Consider the following 23,197-nt stretch of genomic DNA (forward strand, 5'->3'; position numbering starts at 1 on the left):
TTGCATATACTAACCGTTGGCGGTAAACTTAAGTAAGAATTCAAGGACATAACATGCAAATATTTGTTGAAACGGAACGGCTTCTATTAAGAGAGTTACTACCTTCTGATGATAGAGGCATGTTTGAACTTGACTCTGCTTTTGAAGTGCACAGATATCTGGGAAACAAGCCTATCAAGCGAATTGAAGAATCAAGAAATGCAATTGAGTTTATAAGACAACAGTACCTAGAAAACGGGATAGGGCGTTGGGCTGTTATTGAAAAAGAAACAAATTGTTTCGTAGGTTGGGCAGGACTGAAGTATGTAAAGGAAACTACCAATTGCCATACTAACTTCTATGATTTAGGCTATAGATTTATTAAAAGGTTCTGGGGAAACGGTTATGCAACAGAAGCCGCTGAAGCTTCAATAGACTTCGGCTTTGAGCAACTGAAGTTAAAGGACATTTACGCTATGGTAGATGTGAATAATGGCGCTTCAAGAAGGGTTTTAGAGAAAGTGGGATTAACATTCATCGAGACGTTCGACTTGAATGGTAACGCCCACAATTGGTTCAGAATTTCAAGAGCATAAAAATAAGTAGAAAGCCTGCCGCTAACCTTGCACAGGCTCCATACTCGGCTTCGCCTCGCTCACAGCCTGTACTAACCGTTGTACGTAAAGTTAGTAACAAGCCTAGAAAACGCTAAAAATGGTAACAAGACATAGTTCATTTCCGCTTTGCCTCATGGCATTCCTTGTTTTTGCTTCTGTTGGATTGGCACAGAACAGAGACACATTAGTTGGAGCAGAGTATGTGAATAAATCGCTTTACAAGGACCGGCAGGTGCTTGAAGATGTTTACGGGAAACCCAACCCGGGCCTGCAAAAATCGCTTATGCAGGTAAAGGGCAATCTCTACCGGCACACCAACGATACCATTCCATCGCTACACAGCGGCCTTGTATTGATCACGAAGGCAGGAGCTATTGTGATTGACCCCGCTTTAACACCCGCCGCCATTTGGCTGAATGATGAAATTAAAAAGCGTTTCAAAGTAAAGGTAAAATATGTCATTCTGACCCATGCGCACTACGACCATGCAGGAGGTTCTCAGATTTTTCAGCAGGACGGGGCAAAGGTCATCATCCAAAAAAACGGGTTAGAACCCATTATTGGCGAAAAACTTCCCATAGCGGTGCCCGATATTGTGTATGAAAAACAACTGACCATAAAGCTCGGTGGCGAAACGGTGGTCCTTCATCACATTGCACCCAGCCATTCCAACAGCATGTCGGTCGTGTCGTTCCCTGCTTACAAAGCCCTTCAGTTGACCGATGTCGGGCAATCCAACACCATGCCCTATAATGATTTTCTGGACTTTTATTATGATGGCTGGATAGAAACACTCGACTGGGTTTTAAAACAGGATGTGGATTATATCGACATCGGCCACTATACACCCGCTACATTGGAGACAATTAAAAACGAAAGAGACTACATGGTTGACCTTCACCAGCAGGTATTAAATCTGGTACGCCAGGGCCAAGGCTGGGATCAGCTATACCGGAATGTAAAGTTCTCAGATAAGGTAAAAAGCTGGTACGGCTTCGCTACCATGAGTAAACTGAACATTTTGGGTATGCACAGATGGGTAACCAATCACAGGCGAGGCGTTTGGTGATCCTTATATTTTCGTTTGCTAAGGAGCCTTACCGATCAACTCGAACGCACAACAATGCATTGGCAATATGACGGGGCGGCAGATATACAGCCAGCCGCTCAATGAATACGGCCACATCGCCAATGCTTCAACGCTATCCTATTCCAATTTGAAAATCCACAATTCTCAATAACTGCTTCCTAAAGCCATTAAAACATGGAAAACGAAATAATAAACTTTATCACTGGTTATATCTCCCTTACTGCAGAGGAAGTAAATATTATCAAGGAACAGAACCTGATAAAGTCTTATAAAAAGGGAACAGTTTTGTTATCGGAAGGCGAATTTGCCACAGAATGTTACTTCGTATTAAAAGGCTGCATCAGAAGTTATTACCTCATTGACGGGGAAGAAAAAACAACCGAATTCTATACCGAAAATCAATCGATCAGGCCGGTAAGTTACATCACAAACCAACCCTCTGAATATTATTTAGCCTGCCTGGAAGATTGTGTCGTGGCGATTGGATCAACGGAAAGGAATAAAAGACTGATCGAAAAACTGCCAAGGCTCGAATCAATGATCATGCAAATGAACGGTGATTTACTCGTACAGAACCAGGTTTCCTTCGACAACTTTAAACACCTGAGTCCTGAAATGCGCTACCTGAAGCTCCTGGAAACAAGAGCCGATTTATTTGACAGGGTGCCTTTATACCATTTAGCCACTTACCTGGGCATTACTGCCGTCTCGTTAAGCAGAATGCGAAAGAGAATTTCAAAAAGTAGTACAGACTAAGCCACTTTTCTACCGTTATTATCTTAAGTTAATTTATTCGGAAAAAGCGACCTGTAATATTGCCTTAAAATTAACGCAAGTACATAAGGCATGAAATCATCAGGCACAAAAAAAGACGCAGTTATTACCGGGGTCTTCTTCATAGTAGCAACTGTGGCTGCTATAGTTGGACTCAGGTTATATGATCCCGTTTTAAACAACGCCAACTACCTGACTCTTGGCGTTAGCTTTTCAAATCAAATCATTACAGGAGCCATCTCTGAATTAATACTTGCTTGTACGGCAGCAGGAACAGGCGTAATGCTTTACCCCTACCTGAGAAAGTATAATGAAAGCCTTGGATTGGGTTATCTGAGTTTCAGACTGCTCGAAGTGGTATTTATTCTGGTGGGTATAGTTAGCGTGCTTGCCCTATTATCGCTTAGCCAAATGTATACCAGCACCCCTGCACCTGACACTGCCACCTATGCAGCTATGGGCGGAGTTTTAAAAGCTATTCATGGCTGGACTTTTATGCTTGGTCCAAACTTTATGCTCGGCATTAACACGTTCATATACAGTTATGTATTCTTTAAAACGGACCTTGTGCCTCGCAAGCTGGCAGCTATTGGAATGGTCAGTGCAATTTGTATATTTATAGCAGCCATTTTAGAGTTGTTTGGAGTTATTCCTCAGATATCCGCCTGGGGCGTGTTATTGGCAATGCCGGTCTTCGCTTTCGAAATGGTATTAGCTTTCTGGCTTATCCGGGTGGGGTTCAATCCTGAAAGCTTACCCAAAAAAGAACAGAAGGTACTATAGCGACCTGAGCGATTAAAAAGGACAAAAATATTACGGCTCGCGGTAGACTTTAATGGAAAATACTTTACTATAAGTAGGTTAAGTAAGCAGCTCAAACGCCCAACTCAAATTAAGCTTCAGGCATGCTTTGCTCAATTCCTGTATGAAGCATTTCAGCAAAACAACAGATGAAACAAAATCTATTTGAAGGGCTGTTTCTTGATTCCTTCGATACTTTTAAGGTCTTTCATAATCTAACTGCGCAGGAAACAGGACGTAATTTGCCTGCTGTTCCTAAAACCATCTGGCAGATCTTGAATCACCTCATTGTTTGGCAGGAGTTTCAGCTTAATCTGTTACAAAGCCCTGAATGTGAAGTTGAGTTAAACGAGCAAATGACATGGAACGCAGAGGAGTTTTGTGAAAGCCAGGATAGGCTGAACAAAACTATAGCAAAGTTCTATCACCAGCTTGATTGCATGAAGGAGGAAATTTCAAAGTTCGACCTGACAGACCCCAACTTACAGTGCAAACTCAAGGTAGTTCAGGACGCGTCTGTTCACTTATCCTTCCATATTGGTGAAATAGTTCTGATGAGGCGCATGACAGGTCATTATCCATTACTGCATCAAATGAAGGCCTTCCTGAATTAGGCGACAAACACGCAGCCCCTGCTGTATGTGATAAACTATAGGCTGCAAAACAAGCTGCCCTGAACCGTTATGAACGTCTGCCGCACGAGCTGGAAAGAGCTGGACGAACTATAGTTTGTGCTATTGAATAATTGCTTTATCTTGTTAGGTAAACTATAGCAATGGGGTTTAGAAACTACAGCTAAAGTGCAGATAAGCGTATGTTGTGGTTTATACAATAGTTGGCGTGCATTGTATTCATGAATAAACAAAAAGAGATAGAAGAACTGTTTTCAATGTTTCACGACTTCGAGATAAAGAGTGAGCAAAGACAGGGAAGCTTTGACCTTGGAGTTTGTGATTCCTTGGGGGCAGGTATGGACTCCTGCCGTAGTGGAATACCAAATAAAAGTTGAGCTGTCGGGGTGTAGGAGTTTACTGTGTGAATACTATCTGTTCAAGGACGATAAAGCCAACAAATTGAAGCCTGTTGCACTTCGAGAAACAGAGAAAAGAATAACAAGCGCCCCTCTGACAATGGAGAAACTGGGGCTTGAAGTTCAAAGCTATACCTTTACCCAACCAGATGTTTATGTGCTTCATTGCAACAGTTCAAGAGAAATTGCTGGTGGAGAATTGACTTTGACAGCAACGGATTACCGCATCTTCAATAATAACGGAGAAGTTCTGTCACTTGACCAACTGAGGCAATGGGCTACTGAGTGGTGGGACAGGATTCAGGAAATGTGGGACGAGCAGAAAAAGTAAAACAACGAAACGCCAACAAAGCACATGTGTAAAGCTGCGGCTACGCCTTGCTCACCTCATGTACGAGCCGTTGTAATTCATTTAAAGTATGAAAGAAGAGTTTGAAGAGTACCTTGCAAAAGTATATCCATCTTCTAAAGTTGGTTCTCCGTTTTCATTGGGTGGTGACATCCACATTAGGTTTGAATTAGGCGGAGAGCTTGAAAATGGAACCAAAGTAAGGGTTGAACAGGCAATTGGTAGAGCAGAGAAAATATTTCAAAGCACCTTTCCAGATTCTGAAAAGCAGGTATACCTTATCTTCTATGACTATGCAGGTGTTTCTCCCTTTACTAAGGATAAAGGCTACATATATACTCTGATTGAAAAAGAACAACTTCAGGAATTTTACAATGAACCTGCCCGAATCAATGTAGGTGACTTAACACAAGAAGAATGGGTAGCAGGTAGAATAGTTGTTGGAAAGGTTAAGCTAACTGACATAAGTATAAAAGACATACTTCAAGGCATTGCTAATCTGGAAATGGGTTTTGAGCCTGTCATACCGCAGCAAGTCTATTTTTTTGATGTGCATTCCAGCAAAGGGTTCTACATGTATGACGACAGGGGGTGCTTTGTATTTAGTAACGATTCAGAAAAAATCAGGAGTATCTATGAAGAGCTAAATGAATGGATTGTGGATTACCACAGACCTGAAATAGACGCTTTCTTCAAATAAGAAAAAACGTATTAACACCAGCTATAGTGCATTTAAAAGCACCATAGCCCAACCGTTGTGAAATATAAAAATTATGAAAAAAAGTCTACTTGCAACGCTTCTGATTACAGTGACAGTAGGAGCCTCCTACAGCCAATCGAAGAGAAACAAGAGCCACTTTTCCTTGATAATTGGTAGCTGCTTTAAATCTGATACTGTAGACATAAACATAAATGGGCATGAGCTTGTAAGAGACGTAGTCATTGATTCAAACTTTTCTACTGGTGTAACACAGTTAGCCATTTACCAAGATGAAGATGGTCTTTGGGTACTAAATGAAAATGAGAAAATAAACCTTGGCAGCCTGGACGTGAATAAAACCCTTGCTCTTAACATTAAAATAAATGGAGTGGCAACGTCTAAAAGTATAGATTTAAGAAAGGGATGGATTCTAATGCTCGACAACTGCTATACTGAATCTAAATCAGGTAAACCAGAAAGATCTGTAACTATACAGCAACATAAGAAAACAGTAGTGCTTGAATAAATTAACCAAACAGAGATATTGAAAATCAAAACCCATCATATCAACAATTCAAAAGTTGCCGAAGTGATTTCGGAGGCCACCGAGCTAAATAACACTGAAGATGGGCTAAATCTGTTAGGTGATTTATATTATCAGGACTTCGATAAAATTATCATTCACGAAAAGAACATCACACCAGATTTCTTTGATTTGAAAAACGGGATGGCTGGAGAGATACTACAAAAGTTTTCTAACTATCGTGTCCGGTTGGCTATTGTGGGCGATTTTAAGAAGTATACCGGCAAAAGTATGACAGACTTTATGTACGAAAGCAACAAAGGCAAACAGGTCAATTTTGTGAATTCTGTTACAGAAGGGCTGGATAAACTCTGCTATTAATTGTATTATAGTGGTCCTGTTAGGTTAAATAAGATCTATGCCTGAAACCTCTACCCAACACACTGAATTCAGACTGGCCAAGGGCTGGGCTATTGCTACCTACATTATTTCGCCGGCCCTTATTGCCTTGTTTTTGTGGCTGCTTATAGAGCCCTTCGTTTCAGGAGATGGTACTTACGCCGAGAACAGTAAATACCACTGGTGGCTAGCTATAGCTTATGTAGCCGGCATCCTGCTCTTTGTCTATGCCCTCGCCGATTGCCGAAAAAGTAAAGCGGTCTTGACGGATGAAAAGTTGTTCACACAATCGCTGTTCTCATATCGCGAACTATACCTGGATGAGATAAAAGGCTTCAGGAGAATCGAGAACTATATCCTTGTAGAGCCACTTGATGCAACAAAAAAGAAACTACAGATCAGCACCTACTATGGCCGTGTAAACGACCTGGTTTACTGGCTCTCAGATTATTATCCGGACCTGGATGTGCAGGAACTGGAGGATGAATACCAGACAATTCTGGAGGATGAGAACCTTGGCCGCGATGTTGATGAGCGTGAAGAGAAACTGGCACGTGCCCGGAAATCAGCCAAATACCTGAACTGGGCTGGTGGTTTAGCTATTGCGTGGGCCTGGTTTTACCCGGAGCCATACCAGTTTGCCATGCTGGCCTGCATTACAATTCCTATAGTTGGAATGCTGGCTTCCAGAATGTCGGACGGTTTAATCCGGTTTAACGATAACAATAACAGCGCTTACCCCAATGTGGTGTGGGCCACCCTTATGCCAACGCTTGGCCTGATGATAAGAGCAATGGTAGATTTTGATATCTATGACTATACCAACGTCTGGATTGCGTCTGGGGTGATTGCACTTGCAGGTCTGGCCGTTTTAATGCTCGGAAACCCGGTTTTCAGATACAAAACACTAACAGACTACCTGACCATTTTACTGCTGGCTATAGTTATGTTTGTGTATGGTTTTGGCAGTTCCGTTTTCATGAACTGCTACTACGACACCTCAGAACCGGAAACCTATAGTACCACCATAACAGATAAGCGTAAGAGCACCGGCAAAACCACAACCTATTATCTTGAGTTGGCCCCGCAACAGGGTTACTATAAAATAGAAGAAGTATCTGTCAGCAAAGAAATGTATCAGGAGTTTGAGAGCGGCGACCAGGTAACAGTGTATGTGCACGAAGGTTGGCTGGATATTCCTTGGTATTATGTGTCTGAATAGTTTAGCAGCCAAACCATAAAACTCCTGCGCATTGTAGGCTATAGTTTGCTTAAAGTCTGGCAACAGCTATAGTTTAAGATTTCGTTAATCAACTCAAAAATCTGGTCTTATAATTCTATTTTGTAGGGCGATGTAGTATCTTTGTAGCACAAACACAAGCAGATAACCCTTCATGTAATAACTAATTTCTTTCGGTCTTAAAAGTTGGTGCCCCTTACCAGGCGTGCCATTAGTTTTCACTTTTAAAGAAAGAAGTTATGCTTATCCTGCAAAACGTTTCCTATTTACATCCTGATAAAGATTTATTGTTCGATAACATAAATCTTACCTTAAACCGATACCAGAAAGCCGCCCTGATCGGCCACAATGGTGTTGGCAAATCTACGCTGTTACAGTTGGCTGCAGGGGTGCTCTCCCCTTCCGGTGGCCTTATCAAAACCGATTCGCCGCCTTATTATATTCCGCAACTATACGGGCAGTATAACCAGCTGACTATAGCGCAGGCACTTCGCATAGATGCCAGGCTACAGGCGCTGCAGGCAATACTGGACGGCAATGTTACCGAAGAAAACCTGACCACTCTGAACGACGACTGGGCCATAGAAGAGCGTTGCCGGGAAGCACTGCAATACTGGCAACTGAGCGACCTGGACCTGAACCAGAAAATAGAATGCCTGAGCGGTGGTCAGAAAACAAAGGTATTTCTGGCTGCCATTGCCATACACAAACCGGAACTGGTATTGCTCGACGAGCCCAGCAACCACCTGGATGTAGCCGGCCGCGAACTGCTGTATAATTTTATTAGTGCAAGCAACAGCACCATATTGGTAGTCAGCCACGACAGAAAGTTGCTGAACCTGCCCGATACCGTTTTTGAACTGAGAAGCAGCGGCATAACCGTATATGGGGGCAACTATAGTTTTTACCAGGAGCAGAAACAGCTACAGGACAACGCCCTTGTCGATGATGTAAAGAGCAAAGAAAAGGCATTACGTAAAGCCAGGGAAGTAGAGCGTGCCTCGCTGGAAAGGCAGCAGAAATTGGATGCCCGCGGCAAAAAGAAGCAGGAAAAGGCTGGCATGCCCACTATTATGCTGAATACGCTGAAAAACAATGCCGAGAAAAGCACCTCCCGGTTAAAGGGCATCCATGCCGAAAAAGTAGGAACTATAGCACAGGAACTGCACGAACTGCGCAAAGAGCTTCCCGACCTGGGTAAAATGAGGCTCGGATTCGAAGCGTCGGACCTGCACAAAGGGAAAGTGCTGGTAACAGCTACCAACGTACACTATAGTTACAGTGGCCGGCAACTATGGCAGCAACCGCTCAGTTTCCAGATTACAAGCGGTGAGCGTATTGCCCTGAAAGGCCTCAACGGTTCTGGCAAAACCACCCTGATAAAACTTATAACCGGAGCTCTTGAACCCGCCACGGGCACGTTACAACGGGCCGATAGCAAAGCTATTTACATAGACCAGGATTATTCGCTGATAGATAACCGGCTGAGTATTTACGAACAGGCGCAAAACTTTAACATAACCGCCCTGCAGGAACATGAAGTAAAGATCCGCCTGAACAGGTTTCTATTTACAAAAGAAGATTGGGAAAAGCCCTGCTGTACGCTGAGCGGTGGCGAAAAAATGCGCCTGATGCTCTGCTGCCTCACCATTGCCAGCCACGCACCCGATCTGATGATCCTCGACGAGCCAACTAACAACCTCGACATCCAGAACATGGAAATACTGACCTCCGCCATCAATAACTATAGCGGAACCTTGTTAGTAGTGTCTCATGACCAGTATTTTTTAGAACAAATTAATATACAACGTACAATAGAACTATAGTTCTTGTTATACAACATGCCCGCAAGCAAACTACAAAACCTGGTACACAGCTACTTACAAGCTAGTTATAGTTTATAGCCGAAAGATATCAAAAATTTGGTTCTGTAAATTATGAACTAAAGAAACTATAGTATACCTTTGCACTGTTATCAATCTGAAACTGATAATTACTATGAAATTGAGCGATAAACAACTGGAGCTGATAGAACAGATTGGAATCTACCATGAGAACAATGGTTTCCAGCCTGCCGTTGCGCGTGTGATGGGGTTGCTGCTGGTATCGGATAAACCCGAACTTACATTTGAAGAAATTACCGAGTCCCTGAACATAAGCAAAAGCGCCACAAGCAATGCGCTCAACATGCTGCTAAACACAGGCCACATTGAATATACTACCTTCCCGGGCGACAGAAAACGCTACTTCAGAATAAGAACTTCGAATTGGCGTGACATGATCATGAAAAGAATGGACGATCTGGGTGTGCTTAATGCATTGCTTAAGCGTGTGCTGGAAGTAAGAAAACGTGAAAATTCAGAATATGATCAGAAGCTGTTAAGTTTCACTAGCTTCCTGGATTATATGAAAGTACAATTCCCTATCCTGATTGAGCAGTGGGAGAAAGAAAATCAGAAACAGAAGGCATAATTTTTTTGTCTTTCCAGTTCATAAATTTCAGAACCAACTACAAATACCAAAACTAAAAGAACTATAAACGTGAATATCAAACACTTATTAGTAGGATTAGCGCTCTTCAGCATGACACCTACCTTCGCACAGAGCCAAACGGGCGCGAAGGAGCTGAACCTGCAACAGGCTGTAAACTATGCCCTGGAGAATAACGAGTCCATTAAAAAGGCATCATACGACGAGCTCGGCTCCAAATACCAGATAAACGAAGTTCGCAGCACCGGTCTGCCACAGGTAGAAGTAAAAGGCTCGGCTGTGAGAACGATTGAGAAATCAATGATTGCGTTGCCTGCCGATTTTAACCCGGAAGGTACCGGCCCGCTTATCAAACCAATGGGTACTGACAACACCGTGCAGGCCGGTTTATCGGTTACGCAGCTGTTGTTCAGCAAATCGTACTTTGTGGGGCTTAAGGCCGCTAAAAGTGCTGAAGACCTGTACCGTATCCGCAAGGAAATGGCCACCGAAGATGTGATCTACAACGTGGGTAGCGCTTATTACCAGGTGTTGCAGACAAAAGAGCAGTTCAACAGCATTAATGCCAACCTGGACATGCTTACCAAACTGGAGCAGATCCTGACGCTGCAATACAAGAACGACCTGGTGAAGAAGGTAGATGTGAACCGCATCAAGGTAAACAAGATCAACCTCGAAAACCAGAAAGAAAACCTGCAGGCCGCTTATGTGCAGCAGCTGAATGTGCTGAAGTTTTTTATGGGCATGCCGCTGGAAGAGCAGATCGCATTAACTGGCTCAGCGGATGATGTGTTGCTGGATGAGCAGCCAACTATGGCCGGTTTAAACGAAGCACCAACAGAGCGTGCTCAGTTTAAGATCCTGAACAAGCAGAAAGAGCTGAAGGCACTGGAAATCGAGAACATCAGAGCGGGTTACTACCCTACGCTGGCGGCTTTCGGTAACTATAACTACCAGTCGCAATACGATGGCAGCATGATCGGCAACAGCGAAGCCATGTGGTTCCCTAACTCACAGGTAGGTCTGCAGCTGAACATCCCGATCTTCGATGGTTTGCGCAAGAAGAGCCAGGTGCAACAGCGCGAAATAGAGCTAAAGAAAATGGACCTGGACATACAGCAATACAACAAGAACACACAGGTTGAGCTTAGCAACGCCCTGAGCCAGTTAGGCAACAGCCAGAACAACATAGCTGCCCAGGAACGCAACGTGAAGCTGGCCCAGGAAGTGTACGATACCACCAACCAACTATATAAGGAAGCCCTGGCACCACTAAGCGACCTGCTGAATGCAGAAACCGCTCTGCGCGAAGCCCAGACAAACCTGAACAACGAAAGACTTAAATACCAGATAGCCCAGTTAAGCTACCTGAAAGCTAAAGGAAACCTCGAATCACTATCTAAATAAGACATACACCAAATACTAAAATGAAGAAGGTAATTTATATCGTACTTGTGCTGGTTGTTTTGGCCGCTGTTGGTTTTAAACTGATGAGCAACAAAGAACAGATGGCCGCAAACGCAGCAGTTGCAAACATTAAAAGCGAAGCCATTCCGGTTGCAGTAACACAAGTAGAAACAGCCAAGCTTGATAAATCTTTTACCGCTCAAGGTAACTTTGCTCCTATCCAGAGCCTGACCCTTTTATCAGAAACCAGTGGTCAGATAAAGAGCGTGCTGAAACGCAAAGGCGACAAAGTAAGAGCAGGCGACCTGCTGGTGCAGGTTGAGAGTAACACCATGGCTGCTGACCTGGCTACTGCCCAGACAAACGCCGAGAAAGCAAAGCGTGACCTGGAGCGCTTCGAGAACCTGGCTGCCGGTGATGCCATCACACAGCGTCAGCTGGAAGATGCCCGCCTGGCTGCAAAATCTACACAGGCGCAGTTGGTTGCTGCACGTCAGCGCTTAACTAAAACCAGAATCACAGCTCCTATCAGCGGAGAAATAAACGAGATATATGTTGAAGTTGGCTCGTTCCTGAACCAGGGCACGAAACTATACGACATCGTGAATGTGGACAAGCTGAAACTGAAAGTAAAGGCTTCTGAAAGCGAAGTGCTCCTGATCAACAAAGGTGACAAAGTAACTGTGAAAGCTGATGCCGGTGCCGGACAGGAATACGAAGGTGTGGTAACAGCCATTGCTGCCCAGGCCGACCCTACTCTGAAATTTGATGTGGAAGTGGAAGTTAAAAACGCAGCAAACAACAACCTGAGAGCCGGTATGTACGGCACTGCTTACTTTGAAGTAGCTGACCAGCGCGATGCCATGCTATTACCACGCGAGGCTATAGTTGGTAGTATCCAGAACCCAAGTGTATTTGTGGTGAAGGATGGTGTTGCCAGCAGCCGCAAGGTAAAAGTTGGTGTGGTTACACAAGATAAAGTAGAGATACTGGATGGTGTTCAGCCAGGCGAGCAAGTAGTGCGCAGCGGCCAGATCAACCTGCGTGAAGGCATTAAAGTAACGTTGCTGAAATAAGCAAACTATAGCGCAAGCGTCTTCGCTCGTGCTAAACTATAGCCTGGTCCTTTGGCCCGGAGAAATAGTAAAAGCAAAAACTTCTTTCTTTAGATTATCTAGAAATGAACATAACCAAAATATCAATACAGCGATCGACCCTGGTGGTGGTGGTGTTTACCGTCCTCACGCTTCTTGGGGTTGCCAGCTACCAATCGCTGAACTACGAGCTACTGCCGAAGTTCAACCCACCGGTACTCACCATTATGACCATGTACCCGGGTGCTTCGCCAAATGAGGTGGAGAACTCTGTTACCAAAGAGATTGAGGAAGCCCTTTCGGCGCTAGAGAACGTGAAGACCATGAGAAGTACCTCCCTGGAGAGCTTCTCGATGATCGTGATCGAACTGAACCAGGGTACCAACGTGGACCTTGCCCTGCAGGATGCCCAGCGTAAGATCAACACCATTCTGGCTAACCTGCCGGATGATGCAGATGCGCCAACCCTGAACAAATTCGACCTCGACGACCTGCCTATCATTAAGATGGGTGCTACGGCCAACATGTCGCCGACAGAGTTCTATGACCTGATCGACAAGAAGATCAAGCCGGAGCTGTCACGCATACCAGGTATGGCTGCCATCAAAATTCTGGGTGGCCAGGAACGTGAGATCAAAGTAAACATCGACGCTAACAAACTGGAGGCTTACAACCTCTCCATTCTACAGATCCAGCAAAAAATTCGCAACTCCAACCTCGACTTCCCTACTGGTAAGATCAAGCAGGAAAGCGGACAGACACAGATTCGTCTGGCTGGTAAATTCCAGTCTCTGGACCAGCTGCGCAACCTGATTGTGCGCGAAGATGCTAACGGTATTGTGCGCCTGGCTGACGTAGCCGAAGTACAGGATACACAGAAAGACATTGAAGTACTGACCCGCGTAAACGGAAGCCCTTCAGTGGGTATCACTATCCAGAAGCAATCGGATGCCAACGCGGTGGAAGTAAGCCGTCTGACAAAAGAAGCCCTGGCTCAGTTGGAGCAGGACTACGCCAATGTTGGTCTGCACTTCAACATCGCCAACGACTCTTCTGACTTTACATTGGAAGCGGCCGACTCGGTGATCCATGACCTGATGATCGCGGTAATCCTGGTGGCGGTAGTGATGTTATTGTTCCTGCACTCGTTCCGAAATGCGGTGATCGTAATGATCTCTATCCCGGCATCCCTGGTGGCCACCTTTATCTTCATGTACCTGTTCGGTTATTCGCTTAACCTGATGTCGCTGCTGGCACTTTCGCTTGTAGTAGGTATTCTGGTGGACGACGCCATTGTGGTAATTGAAAACATTCACCGTCACATGGAGATGGGTAAAAAGCCGGCACAGGCAGCCTACGATGGTATCCGCGAGATCATGGCGACAGTTACGTCTATCACATTAGTAATTTCGGTAGTGTTTATCCCGATTGCACTTTCCAGCGGTCTGGTTTCAGATATCCTCCGTCAGTTTGCCGTAGTAGTAGCCGTGTCAACTATGATCTCCTTGTTCGTAGCCTTTACACTTATCCCACTACTGGCCAGCCGCTTCTCAAGACTGGAGCACTTATCAGACAAGAACATATTCGGACGCTTTATCCTGGCCTTCGAGCGTTTACTTGATCGCATCATCGATGGCTTTACCGCAGCGCTGAAGTGGGCTTTCAATCACAAGTTCATCACACTGGGGATAACTATACTGATGCTGTTTGCTTCGTTTGCACTAGTGCCAATGGGTTTTATTGGATCAGACTTTATACCTGCCGGCGACCGTGGTGAGGTAAGCTTACAGCTGGAACTTCCAAAGAATGCTACTGTGGAGCAAACCAACTTTGCAACACGCCAGGTAGAGCAATACCTGGAGTCATTCCCGGAGGTAAAGAAAGTGTTTACTACCGTGGGTACTACTTCTTCGGCACAACAGGGTCAGAATACGGCCTACAAAGCTGATGTGTCTGTAACGCTGGTAGATGTGAAAGAGCGTAGCTTCAGCACCGACCAGTTCAGCCGCCAGGCCAAAGCCGACATTGAAGGCAAATTGCCTAACGTGGAAGTAACACCGGTTCCGGTAGGTCTTGTTGGTAACTCACAGGCTCCGATCCAGATCATTATCTCCGGTTCGAACTTGGATAGCGTGATGGCCTTCTCTCAGAAAGTAATGGCCATTACGGAAAGTGTGGATGGTACTGCTGACGTGGAAATGTCTGTGGAAGGTGGTAACCCGGAAATTGAAGTGGTAGTGGACCGCGATAAAATGGCAAACGTAGGCCTGTCGCTGGAGAACGTAGGTGCAAGCATGCAGTTGGCCTTCAGTGGTAACTCCGATGTTACTTTCCGCTCAGGCACCGAAGACTACGACATCAACATTCGCCTGGATGAGTTTGACCGCCGTAGCGTGACTGACATCGCCAACCTGTCATTTGTGAATAACCAGGGACAGCTGGTGCGTTTGGGTCAGTTTGCTGACATCCGCCAGTCTACGGGTCCGTCGCAGCTGGAGCGTTACAACCGTGTAACATCTGTAAACGTGAACTCGCAGGTAATCGGTAGACCAACCGGTACAGTGGGTGCTGACATTCAGGCGAAGATGGCGGAAGTAAAAATGCCTGCTGGCGTAAGCTTAGAGTATGGTGGTAACCTGAAAAACCAGAGCGAAGGTTTCGGTACGCTGGGTATCGCCTTGCTAGCCTCTATCATCTTCGTTTACCTGATCATGGTGGCCCTGTACGACTCTTATGTGTATCCGCTGGTGGTACTGTTCTCTATCCCGCTTGCGATCATCGGTGCCTTGCTTGCCCTGGCACTGGCAGCGCAGTCGCTGAGTATCTTCTCTATCCTGGGTATCATTATGATGATCGGTCTGGTTGCGAAGAATGCGATTATGGTAGTGGACTTTACGAACAAGCTGAAAGACGAAGGCGTGGAAGTGAAAGAAGCCTTGACAGAAGCAGTAAGAATCCGTTTCCGTCCGATCCTGATGACGACACTTGCGATGGTGATTGGTATGTTGCCGATCGCGTTGGCCGGTGGTTCGGTAGCAGCTACCAAAAACGGTCTGGCATGGGCTTTGATCGGTGGTCTGAGCTCTTCAATGTTCCTTACTCTGATCGTGGTTCCGATTATCTACTACGGCTTCGACCGTATACTTGCCAAGTTTGGCCTGGATAAGAAGACTAAAATTGAGCTGGAAGAGAAAACACTGGAAGAACTGGAGCACGAAACCAAGATGCTTGAAGAAAAGAAAATGGCGCACGAGTTTGCGCACTAATAAAAGTGAATTACCTGTTTTTTTAATATATAATGCTTAGTGGAGAGATTGCAGGGCTACTGGCTCTGCAATCTTTAAAACCACAAAAAATGCTAAAAGCAATTTTACCAGACTTACTTTATTTGCCATGAACAATGCTAATTGCAACACCCAGGCAGTACAAAACGAAGTGGTGAACATCATCACATCCGTTACCAATATCGATTCCAACCGTTTGTTGCAGGTCCGCGACCTCTCCAGTCTCGGGTTGGATATTATTGATGTGGTAGACATTATTCTGGAAGTGGAGAAAACGTATCACCTCACTATTCCGGATGAAGTACCAGTTTACACAGTAGATGACTTTGTGAACTATGTGTGCACCCACACCATGAAACAGGCCGGGTAAGGTCTGATCCTGAAAGGAAAAAAGAGAGCCGCAATTTATAGTTGCGGCTCTCTTTTTTTTGCATATATGTTAAACTATAGTTGTAATGCTTCATCGGATGGTGATGGAGAGAAGTATACTGGCTTACATCTTTTATTATCCTGCATTAATTTATGAGCTAACTCTTTCGCCTGCTGTCTTATCTCGCGGAGAGCTGTCGACTCGTATAATGTTGCTTTACGGGGCGGGCCTAAGGTATAAAAGCCTTCTACCGGCACTCCGGATGCGCTTATCAGCGTGGCATCCGGTGCAGTGACCAGGCCTAGCCTCAGGTCGTCTGGTTTTATCATTCCCTCAGTCAGCATGTGCTGTATCAGGGGCTGCTCTACTTTTGTGAAGTCGCCTTGTGGTCCGGTGCAGTTTATCACGCGGGTTACTTTTATAGTTTGAACTATAGTTTGTTTCCGCCTTTTTATAGTTACACTAGCCGTTCCTCCTTTCTCAACCATGTCAACTATAGTTCCGGCAATCAGCTCCAAACGGCCCTGCTCCTGTAGCGCTGTAATTAAAGTGGCAGAACTGGCTGGCATACGGTGGCGGTGGGTTTCCCAGAAAGGGCGCACGTGCCGCAGAAAACGTTTCTTTTCTGACAGCGGAAAAGCCTGCCAGATAGCTGGCAGATGCACGCGCATCGCATCCAGTACGCTACGCCAACTATAGCCCTGTTCTTCAGCCTTCACAATCTCTTGTCTTATAGTGTGGAACAGCTCCAATACCGTTAAGGAAGTGCCGGGATCTGGAAGTTTCAAACCATGGTATAGCTTCGTATGTACATCAAAAGGCTGTGGCAGTAATCCGTGGCGAGACACAACGTAAATTTTACCTTTATGACCTTCTGCGTACAGGCTGCCCACAAGGTCAATCATGGTCAGGCTGGAACCGATCAGAAGCAGAGGCGCATCAGGCTGCAGATTTGCCAGTCCTTTTGCACTCCACGGTGAGGCTACGTAGCTACTGCTCTTATAAAATGCCTGATTTGGGATAGGTAAGTTACCGGGTGCAAAATTACCTGTTGCCAGCACTGCTTTATGTACAACTATGGGTTCGTGCTCCTTAAACTGTATGTGAAAAGCCTTGTCCTTTTTGGTTACAGCCATCGCCTCATCAAAAATCCATTTCAGTTTTACAGTTTTTGGCGCAAGCATTTCGGCTTCCTGTAACCGGCTTTTCAGGTAATCTCCGAAAATAAACCGGGGAATAAAGTCGTTCTGGGTTACAGGCAGGTTCAGATGCTTTTTATAACGGTGTTGCTGGGCTGTGAGCCATTCATAAAAATCGAGGGGCTGTTCAGGAAATAGGCTCATGGCTGATGCGGGCACATTTAATGGCTGAAAAGGCAACTGACTGGAGTATGCAACGCCACGGTTCATCCTGTACCTGTCCTGCTCGATCAGGTAAATGGTTTCGCAACCATAAGCGCTGCGTAGTAAATTAATTGCTGTTAATGTGCCGCTGAGGCCTCCTCCAATAATTGCAATTGCCATAGGTGCTTAATCTTAGGTAAAAAGAAACTTATACAAGTCAGACAAGCGAAACCTAAGCTGGAAGCCTGTACCTTTCAAGTAGCGTATTTATGCACGATGCCGGGGTGTTTCAAAAACATCTGATTTTACGGGAATATATTTTTCATGGTTCGTGTGCAGGTTCACTCTTTTTAACTTAAAAGCTGAAAATATTTATCTCAGAATACCTGTTTTATACTGTAATCTATAGTTTCAAAAATTCCCTCCTGAACCTCTTGTTTTGACCTGAACCTCTTGTTTTGATCTGCCTCTGCCCTTTTACCAACCGCGGCACAACTACAAATTGGACTCCTAATTATACTTTTTAAATACAGGCTAACTATAAATCATACTTATTTTTACTGAAAACAGCATAACAGCTCAACAGCCCCCTATCCTTGTTTGGATAATTCCGTAAAGGCAAAGCAGAACCCAAAAACAGACAAACCTATCGCATCTGCTAAACATATCGGAAAAGTTATAGCCAAAGTCATCCTTGGCCTGCTACTGTTCATTATTGCGCTGGTTATTATTATAATTATTGCCCTGCAATTCCCGAGGGTGCAGACTTTTGCCGCCAAAAAGGGAGCCAACTACCTGGAAGGTATGCTGGGCACGAATGTAGACATCGGAGGCTTTACAACAGACTGGCGAAATTCGCTGGTATTAAAAGAAGTTTACATCGAGGACCAGAAACGCGACACCCTCTGGTACAGTGGTAGACTGGGTGTGGACATGAACATTCTGGGCTTGCTTCGCGGCAATATCAGCATCAGCAAAATAGACCTGGACGATGCCCGCCTCAACCTGCACATTCTCCCCGACAGCAGCTCGAATTTCGACTTCCTGATGGAGGCATTTGCTACCGATACCACGGCCACTACCACCCCCGCTGATACCACTGCCATGGCTATTGACCTGGACGTGATCAACCTGAACAATGTGCGTGTAAGTTTTAAGGACGAGGCCGGAGGCAACCTGATAGAAACGCATGTGGGGCAGTTTACTACTACAATGGATGAGCTGAACCTGGAAGAGCAGCAATACCTGGTAAATAATGTTGCGCTTAAAAACACCTGGATCAACTATATACAAACCAAACTGCCACCGCCGTCGAAGCCTGAGCCCATTGCTTTCAATTTTGGCCTGGATAAAGTAGACCTGGAAAACATACGCCTGCGCTACGAAAACCGTGTGGCCGAACAACACATTGAAGTGGATTTAGGCAAAGCCCAGCTTAACGCTGATAACATAGACCTGCCCAATGCACGCGTTGATCTGAATAACCTGGACCTGCATAACACAACTATAGTTTACGCTCAGGAAAAATATAAACCATCCGACTCGCTGGCCGTGAACCCGGTAGAAACAGTCAGGAACCTGGATGAATCGGTAGAAAAGACGCAGGGGCAACCTGTTAACTGGGTGGTTACCTTAGGCAAAACCGATATCTCAGGCCTGAACATCAAATTCGATAATTTTAACACGCCTGCCCTGGCTCGCGGCATGGATTACGACCACCTTTATTTTACGGATGTGGTGCTCCAGGCCAGCGATCTGAGCTATAGTTTGAACCGTACCCAGGTAGCGCTCAAACAACTACAGCTGAAAGAGAAAAGCGGCTTCCGAGTGAATAACTTCCAGGCCGATATCCTGTTTGATTCCGTGGAAACCCGACTCGCCAACCTGGACCTGAAAACCGGCAACAGCCACATACAACGCGACCTGACCATACGCTATAGTTCCCTGGATGCGCTGGCAGAAAAACCCGGCAATACGCAACTGGACCTGAACATAGTGGATACCCGCATTGCCATGCAGGATGTGCTCTATTTCATGCCTGAACTTCGTCAGAATCCATCGTTCCGGAATGTGATAAACTCTACCCTGCAACTTAACGGCAGCGTGGAAGGAACTGTAGACAACATGATACTGAGGCGCTTCCGCGCATCCGGCTTAAACGGAACTATAGTTAACGTGAGCGGCAACATCCGCAACGCAACCAACCCCGACAAGCTGTTCCTGGACCTGGACGTGAACGAACTGCAGACTACCCGGGCTACCATACTTGCTTTTGCGCCTGCAGGCACAATCCCACCAAATATCCGGATTCCCGAGCGCATCAGAGTAGAAGGGACGATAGAAGGCACTTTAACCAACCTGGATGCCCAGACAACTATAAACAGCTCCATCGGTAACCTGACCGCTGATGTGGATATGGGCGAGAACGAACGCTTTAGCGCAACTATAAAAACAGCAGGTTTTGCCCTGGATGAGTTGTTTACCGACAGCCTGGGCCTGGGAACTATAGCCGGTACTGTTACCGCCAAAGGCCAGGGCCTAACCCCGGAAAAAATGGTGGCAGACGTGCAGGCAAACCTGAGCACGATCGAGTACAACAACTATAGTTACCGCAACATTATAGTTGATGCCGGCATCAATAAAAACGTTTACGACGTTAGCGCCCGCGCCGCAGACCCAAACCTGAACCTGGCCCTGGATGGTACCTTCAACCTCCGCGACACAAAAAATGCCAACTATAACTTTGACCTGAAACTGAACGAGGCCAACCTGCAGGCACTGAACCTATACACTGAACCACTGAGCATAACCGGGCAACTGAAGGGCAACTTTACCGGCGCGGATGCCAGTACCCTGAACGGCACACTAACAGGCGAGCAGCTACTTGTGCAACATGCAAACCGCAATTACCCCATCGATTCGCTGCAGCTTAACCTGAAGCAACAGACCGGCAATACCGAGATACAACTACAGTCCGATGTAGTAGCGGCAGACCTGCAGTTTGGCAACACCCTGGAAACGCTGCCAACTGCCCTGATGAAGCATTTCTCAAACTATTTCGACCTGCAGCCCGATCCGCCATTCCCGGCTAACCTGAACCTGGAAGATTTTGCCTTTGAGATAAACCTGAAGAAACCTGATGTGGTCACGTCTTTTGTGCCCGGCCTTACACAACTACGCCCAACCGGACCCATAACCGGCACTTATAACGGAGAAACGCAAGTTTTTGAAATGGACGGTGCTTTCAGCAGAATCCGGTATACAGACTATACCCTGAACGGACTAACCATGCAGGTACGCGGCGACCGGGAAAAGATGAACTATAGCCTTGATCTCTCGCAGCTTCTTTCGCCGTCGTTGAGGGCTAACAATGTAGCTTTAACTGGGGCTGCCCGCGACAACGACCTGCTCGTGCGTCTGGCAATAGCGGAAGACAGTGCTGCTGCTAAATTTATAGTTGGTGGTGTGCTCAACAGCCTGGGCAAAGGCTACCGCTTTGCTTTCGATCCGGAGCAACTGGTTATAAACGGCGACACCTGGACGGTACCGGAAGATAACTACCTGCAGTTCGGCACTAATTTTATTTACGCCAACAACATAAACCTGCAGCACAACGGCATGGGGCTCAGCCTCAACAGCCAGGGTGAGGTGGGACCCGATGCTCCGCTTATTGCCACGTTCTCAAACTTCCAGATAGATTACATTACCCGCTCTTTCCAGCAATCCGACAGCCTGATGTCCGGAACTATAAACGGCACCGCTACTGTACGTAATGTAATGTCGGGCGTGCCCGGAGTTGTAGCAGATGTAACCGTAACCGACTTTGCTTATGAAGGGGTGCCTGTGGGTGATATTGCCCTGGTGGCCGGCACAGCAGCCAACAACAGTTATACAATAGATGCCCGCCTGACAGATGAAGGAAACCAGTTGCTGGTAGATGGATTTGTAGAGATGCAGCCCAATGCCACGCTGCTCAACCTAACCGCCAACATCACGAACCTGAACCTGGCATCTTTCCAGGGCTTTATGGAGGGTGTAATGGATGACCTGGGCGGCAACGCTACCGGCAACCTGCGCATTACCGGCACAGTAGCAGACCCCAATATTCTAGGTGAACTCAACTTTAACCAGGCACAGTTTACCCTCACACAGCTTGGCTCGCTGTACAGGCTGCAGAACGAGCGCCTGGTGTTTAACGAGCGCGGCATCAACCTGCCCGGCGTAACGCTCACCGACTCGCTGGGCAATACCCTGGAAGTGAACGGTAACATCCTGACACAAAACTATACCGATTACCGCTTCGACCTGACGGCCAGCACCGACAAGTTTCTGGCGCTGAATTCTACTGTGCAGGACAATGAGCTGTTTTATGGCCGTGTGCTGATAGATGCTGATGCCACTGTAACCGGAGATATTTCAACACCAGTCATTAAAACCACGGCCCGCATTCTGGATGGTTCTGACTTTACCCTTGTGATACCCGCCGAACAGGCCGGTGCCGCCGAACGGGAAGGCATAGTAGAGTTCGTAAACCTGAACGATTCCGCCACAGCTATAGTCCGGACTATAAAGGCAGATAGTGTGGAGCTAACCGGCTTCAGAGGGGCCGATGTAAGCGCTCAGTTGTACATTACAGATGCCAGCACCATTACCATTGTACTGGACCCGATAACCGGCGACAACCTGGTGGTGAAAGGCAAAGCCGATCCAATGTTTATTGGCATGACACCTTCCGGGCAGATCAACATGTCGGGGCGCTACGAGCTGACAGAGGGCAAATACAGCATGGACTTTTACGACCTGGTGTCTAGGGAGCTGGAGATAGAAAAAGGCAGTTACATTTCGTGGACCGGCGATGTGCTGCAGGCCAACATGCAGGTAACTGCCATCTATAACATCGAAACGGCTCCGATGGAACTGGTCGCTTCGCAGATAGGCGGTACTGCAGACCCGATACTCCGGAACGAACTACCCTTTCAGGTTTTTGTGAACGTGGAAGGTGAAATGCTGCGCCCTGATATCTCATTCGATATACAGGTGCCTTCCAGTGCGCAGGGCCGTATGCCGCGCGAAGTTTCCAACAGCCTTGCCAACCTGCGCACCGACGAAGCCGAAATGAACAAGCAGGTGTTTTCGTTGCTCGTGCTCAACCGGTTTCTGGCTCCTGATCCGTTTACCAGTTCCGGCGGTGGTTTTGCATCAACAGCCCGTAACAGCCTGAGCCAGGTAATGACCGACCAGCTGAACAACCTGACACAGCGCTACGCCGGTGGGCTTGGCCTGGAGCTGGGCATCGACTCTTATGAAGATTATTCGTCAGGGGCTGCGCAGGGCCGTACCGATCTGAACGTAGCGCTTCGCCAGCAGTTCCTGGATGACCGCCTGACCGTGCGCGTAGGTACCGACATCGGGATTGAAGGCGGGCAGCGGGCGCAGAGCAGCATGAGTGGTTTTGGTGGTGACATTTCAGTAGAATATTCGCTTACACCGGACGGCAGGTTGCGCGTGCAGGCATTTCAGCGCAACCAGTTCGAAGATTACCTGGAAGGAGACGTACGTGCCACAGGCGCAGGCATGATTTATATGCGCGAGTACAACAACTTCTCAGACCTGTTCCGCAACCTGGAAGAGCGCCACCGCCGTGAGCGGGAACGCCAGCTGGAACAAGCCGCAAAACTAGAAGAAGACATTACCAAATAAACGATCT

The 23,197-nt window shown here is 46.5% G+C and carries 18 protein-coding genes; 17 read left to right on the forward strand and 1 reads right to left on the reverse strand.

All coding sequences use genetic code 11. The annotated features are described in order from the left end of the window. Positions 1-53 precede the first annotated feature (53 nt). The 16 genes from GXP69_RS12435 to GXP69_RS12510 all read left to right on the forward strand — a co-directional run bounded on the left by GXP69_RS12435 (position 54) and on the right by GXP69_RS12510 (position 16,147). Positions 54-575, forward strand: coding sequence for a GNAT family N-acetyltransferase (locus tag GXP69_RS12435; protein ID WP_163915396.1), 522 nt, complete (start codon positions 54-56; stop codon positions 573-575). A 154-nt stretch (positions 576-729) separates the two neighbouring features. Next, entirely contained in the window at positions 730-1,665 is a 936-nt protein-coding gene (locus GXP69_RS12440; RefSeq protein ID WP_204282015.1) for an MBL fold metallo-hydrolase, read from the forward strand. A gap of 195 nt (positions 1,666-1,860) precedes the next feature. Beyond that, a complete protein-coding gene (locus GXP69_RS12445) occupies positions 1,861-2,442 on the forward strand; it encodes a Crp/Fnr family transcriptional regulator (protein WP_163915398.1) in 582 nt (193 codons plus the stop codon). A gap of 90 nt (positions 2,443-2,532) precedes the next feature. Next, complete coding sequence (locus GXP69_RS12450; protein WP_163915399.1) at positions 2,533-3,243, forward strand: DUF4386 domain-containing protein; 711 nt, start codon at positions 2,533-2,535, stop codon at positions 3,241-3,243. 167 nt (positions 3,244-3,410) lie between these two features. Further along, positions 3,411-3,875 carry a hypothetical protein gene (locus GXP69_RS12455; protein ID WP_163915400.1) on the forward strand — a complete coding sequence of 155 codons (465 nt, stop codon included), beginning with the start codon at positions 3,411-3,413 and terminating at the stop codon, positions 3,873-3,875. A gap of 300 nt (positions 3,876-4,175) precedes the next feature. Further along, a complete protein-coding gene (locus tag GXP69_RS12460) occupies positions 4,176-4,622 on the forward strand; it encodes a response regulator transcription factor (protein ID WP_163915401.1) in 447 nt (148 codons plus the stop codon). An 88-nt stretch (positions 4,623-4,710) separates the two neighbouring features. Beyond that, positions 4,711-5,340, forward strand: coding sequence for a DUF3885 domain-containing protein (locus GXP69_RS12465; protein ID WP_163915402.1), 630 nt, complete (start codon positions 4,711-4,713; stop codon positions 5,338-5,340). A 73-nt stretch (positions 5,341-5,413) separates the two neighbouring features. Then, positions 5,414-5,866, forward strand: coding sequence for a hypothetical protein (locus GXP69_RS12470; RefSeq protein WP_163915403.1), 453 nt, complete (start codon positions 5,414-5,416; stop codon positions 5,864-5,866). An 18-nt stretch (positions 5,867-5,884) separates the two neighbouring features. Beyond that, positions 5,885-6,244, forward strand: coding sequence for a DUF4180 domain-containing protein (locus GXP69_RS12475; RefSeq protein ID WP_163915404.1), 360 nt, complete (start codon positions 5,885-5,887; stop codon positions 6,242-6,244). A gap of 37 nt (positions 6,245-6,281) precedes the next feature. Further along, on the forward strand, positions 6,282-7,484 hold the full coding sequence (locus tag GXP69_RS12480) for a hypothetical protein (protein WP_163915405.1): 1,203 nt from the start codon (positions 6,282-6,284) through the stop codon (positions 7,482-7,484). A 257-nt stretch (positions 7,485-7,741) separates the two neighbouring features. Then, complete coding sequence (abc-f, locus tag GXP69_RS12485) at positions 7,742-9,328, forward strand: ribosomal protection-like ABC-F family protein (protein WP_163915406.1); 1,587 nt, start codon at positions 7,742-7,744, stop codon at positions 9,326-9,328. Between the two features lie 172 nt (positions 9,329-9,500). Beyond that, entirely contained in the window at positions 9,501-9,974 is a 474-nt protein-coding gene (locus GXP69_RS12490) for a GbsR/MarR family transcriptional regulator (protein ID WP_163915407.1), read from the forward strand. A 69-nt stretch (positions 9,975-10,043) separates the two neighbouring features. After that, positions 10,044-11,399 carry a TolC family protein gene (locus tag GXP69_RS12495; protein WP_317164592.1) on the forward strand — a complete coding sequence of 452 codons (1,356 nt, stop codon included), beginning with the start codon at positions 10,044-10,046 and terminating at the stop codon, positions 11,397-11,399. A gap of 20 nt (positions 11,400-11,419) precedes the next feature. Then, the gene (locus tag GXP69_RS12500) at positions 11,420-12,475 is read left to right on the forward strand and encodes an efflux RND transporter periplasmic adaptor subunit (protein WP_163915409.1); all 1,056 of its coding nucleotides are present in this window, start codon (positions 11,420-11,422) and stop codon (positions 12,473-12,475) included. Positions 12,476-12,579: 104 nt separating this feature from the next. After that, a complete protein-coding gene (locus tag GXP69_RS12505; protein ID WP_163915410.1) occupies positions 12,580-15,759 on the forward strand; it encodes an efflux RND transporter permease subunit in 3,180 nt (1,059 codons plus the stop codon). A 127-nt stretch (positions 15,760-15,886) separates the two neighbouring features. After that, a complete protein-coding gene (locus GXP69_RS12510) occupies positions 15,887-16,147 on the forward strand; it encodes an acyl carrier protein (RefSeq protein WP_163915411.1) in 261 nt (86 codons plus the stop codon). A gap of 74 nt (positions 16,148-16,221) precedes the next feature. On the opposite strand, the gene GXP69_RS12515 is transcribed toward GXP69_RS12510, so the two are convergent. Next, the gene (locus GXP69_RS12515; protein WP_163915412.1) at positions 16,222-17,670 is read right to left on the reverse strand and encodes an FAD/NAD(P)-binding protein; all 1,449 of its coding nucleotides are present in this window, start codon (positions 17,668-17,670) and stop codon (positions 16,222-16,224) included. Between the two features lie 420 nt (positions 17,671-18,090). Between GXP69_RS12515 and GXP69_RS12520 the strand changes: the two genes are divergently transcribed. Further along, a complete protein-coding gene (locus tag GXP69_RS12520) occupies positions 18,091-23,190 on the forward strand; it encodes a translocation/assembly module TamB domain-containing protein (RefSeq protein ID WP_163915413.1) in 5,100 nt (1,699 codons plus the stop codon). Positions 23,191-23,197: the final 7 nt, after the last annotated feature.

The sequence above is a fragment of the Pontibacter burrus genome (assembly GCF_010686685.1).
GTDB classification, from domain to species: domain Bacteria; phylum Bacteroidota; class Bacteroidia; order Cytophagales; family Hymenobacteraceae; genus Pontibacter; species Pontibacter burrus.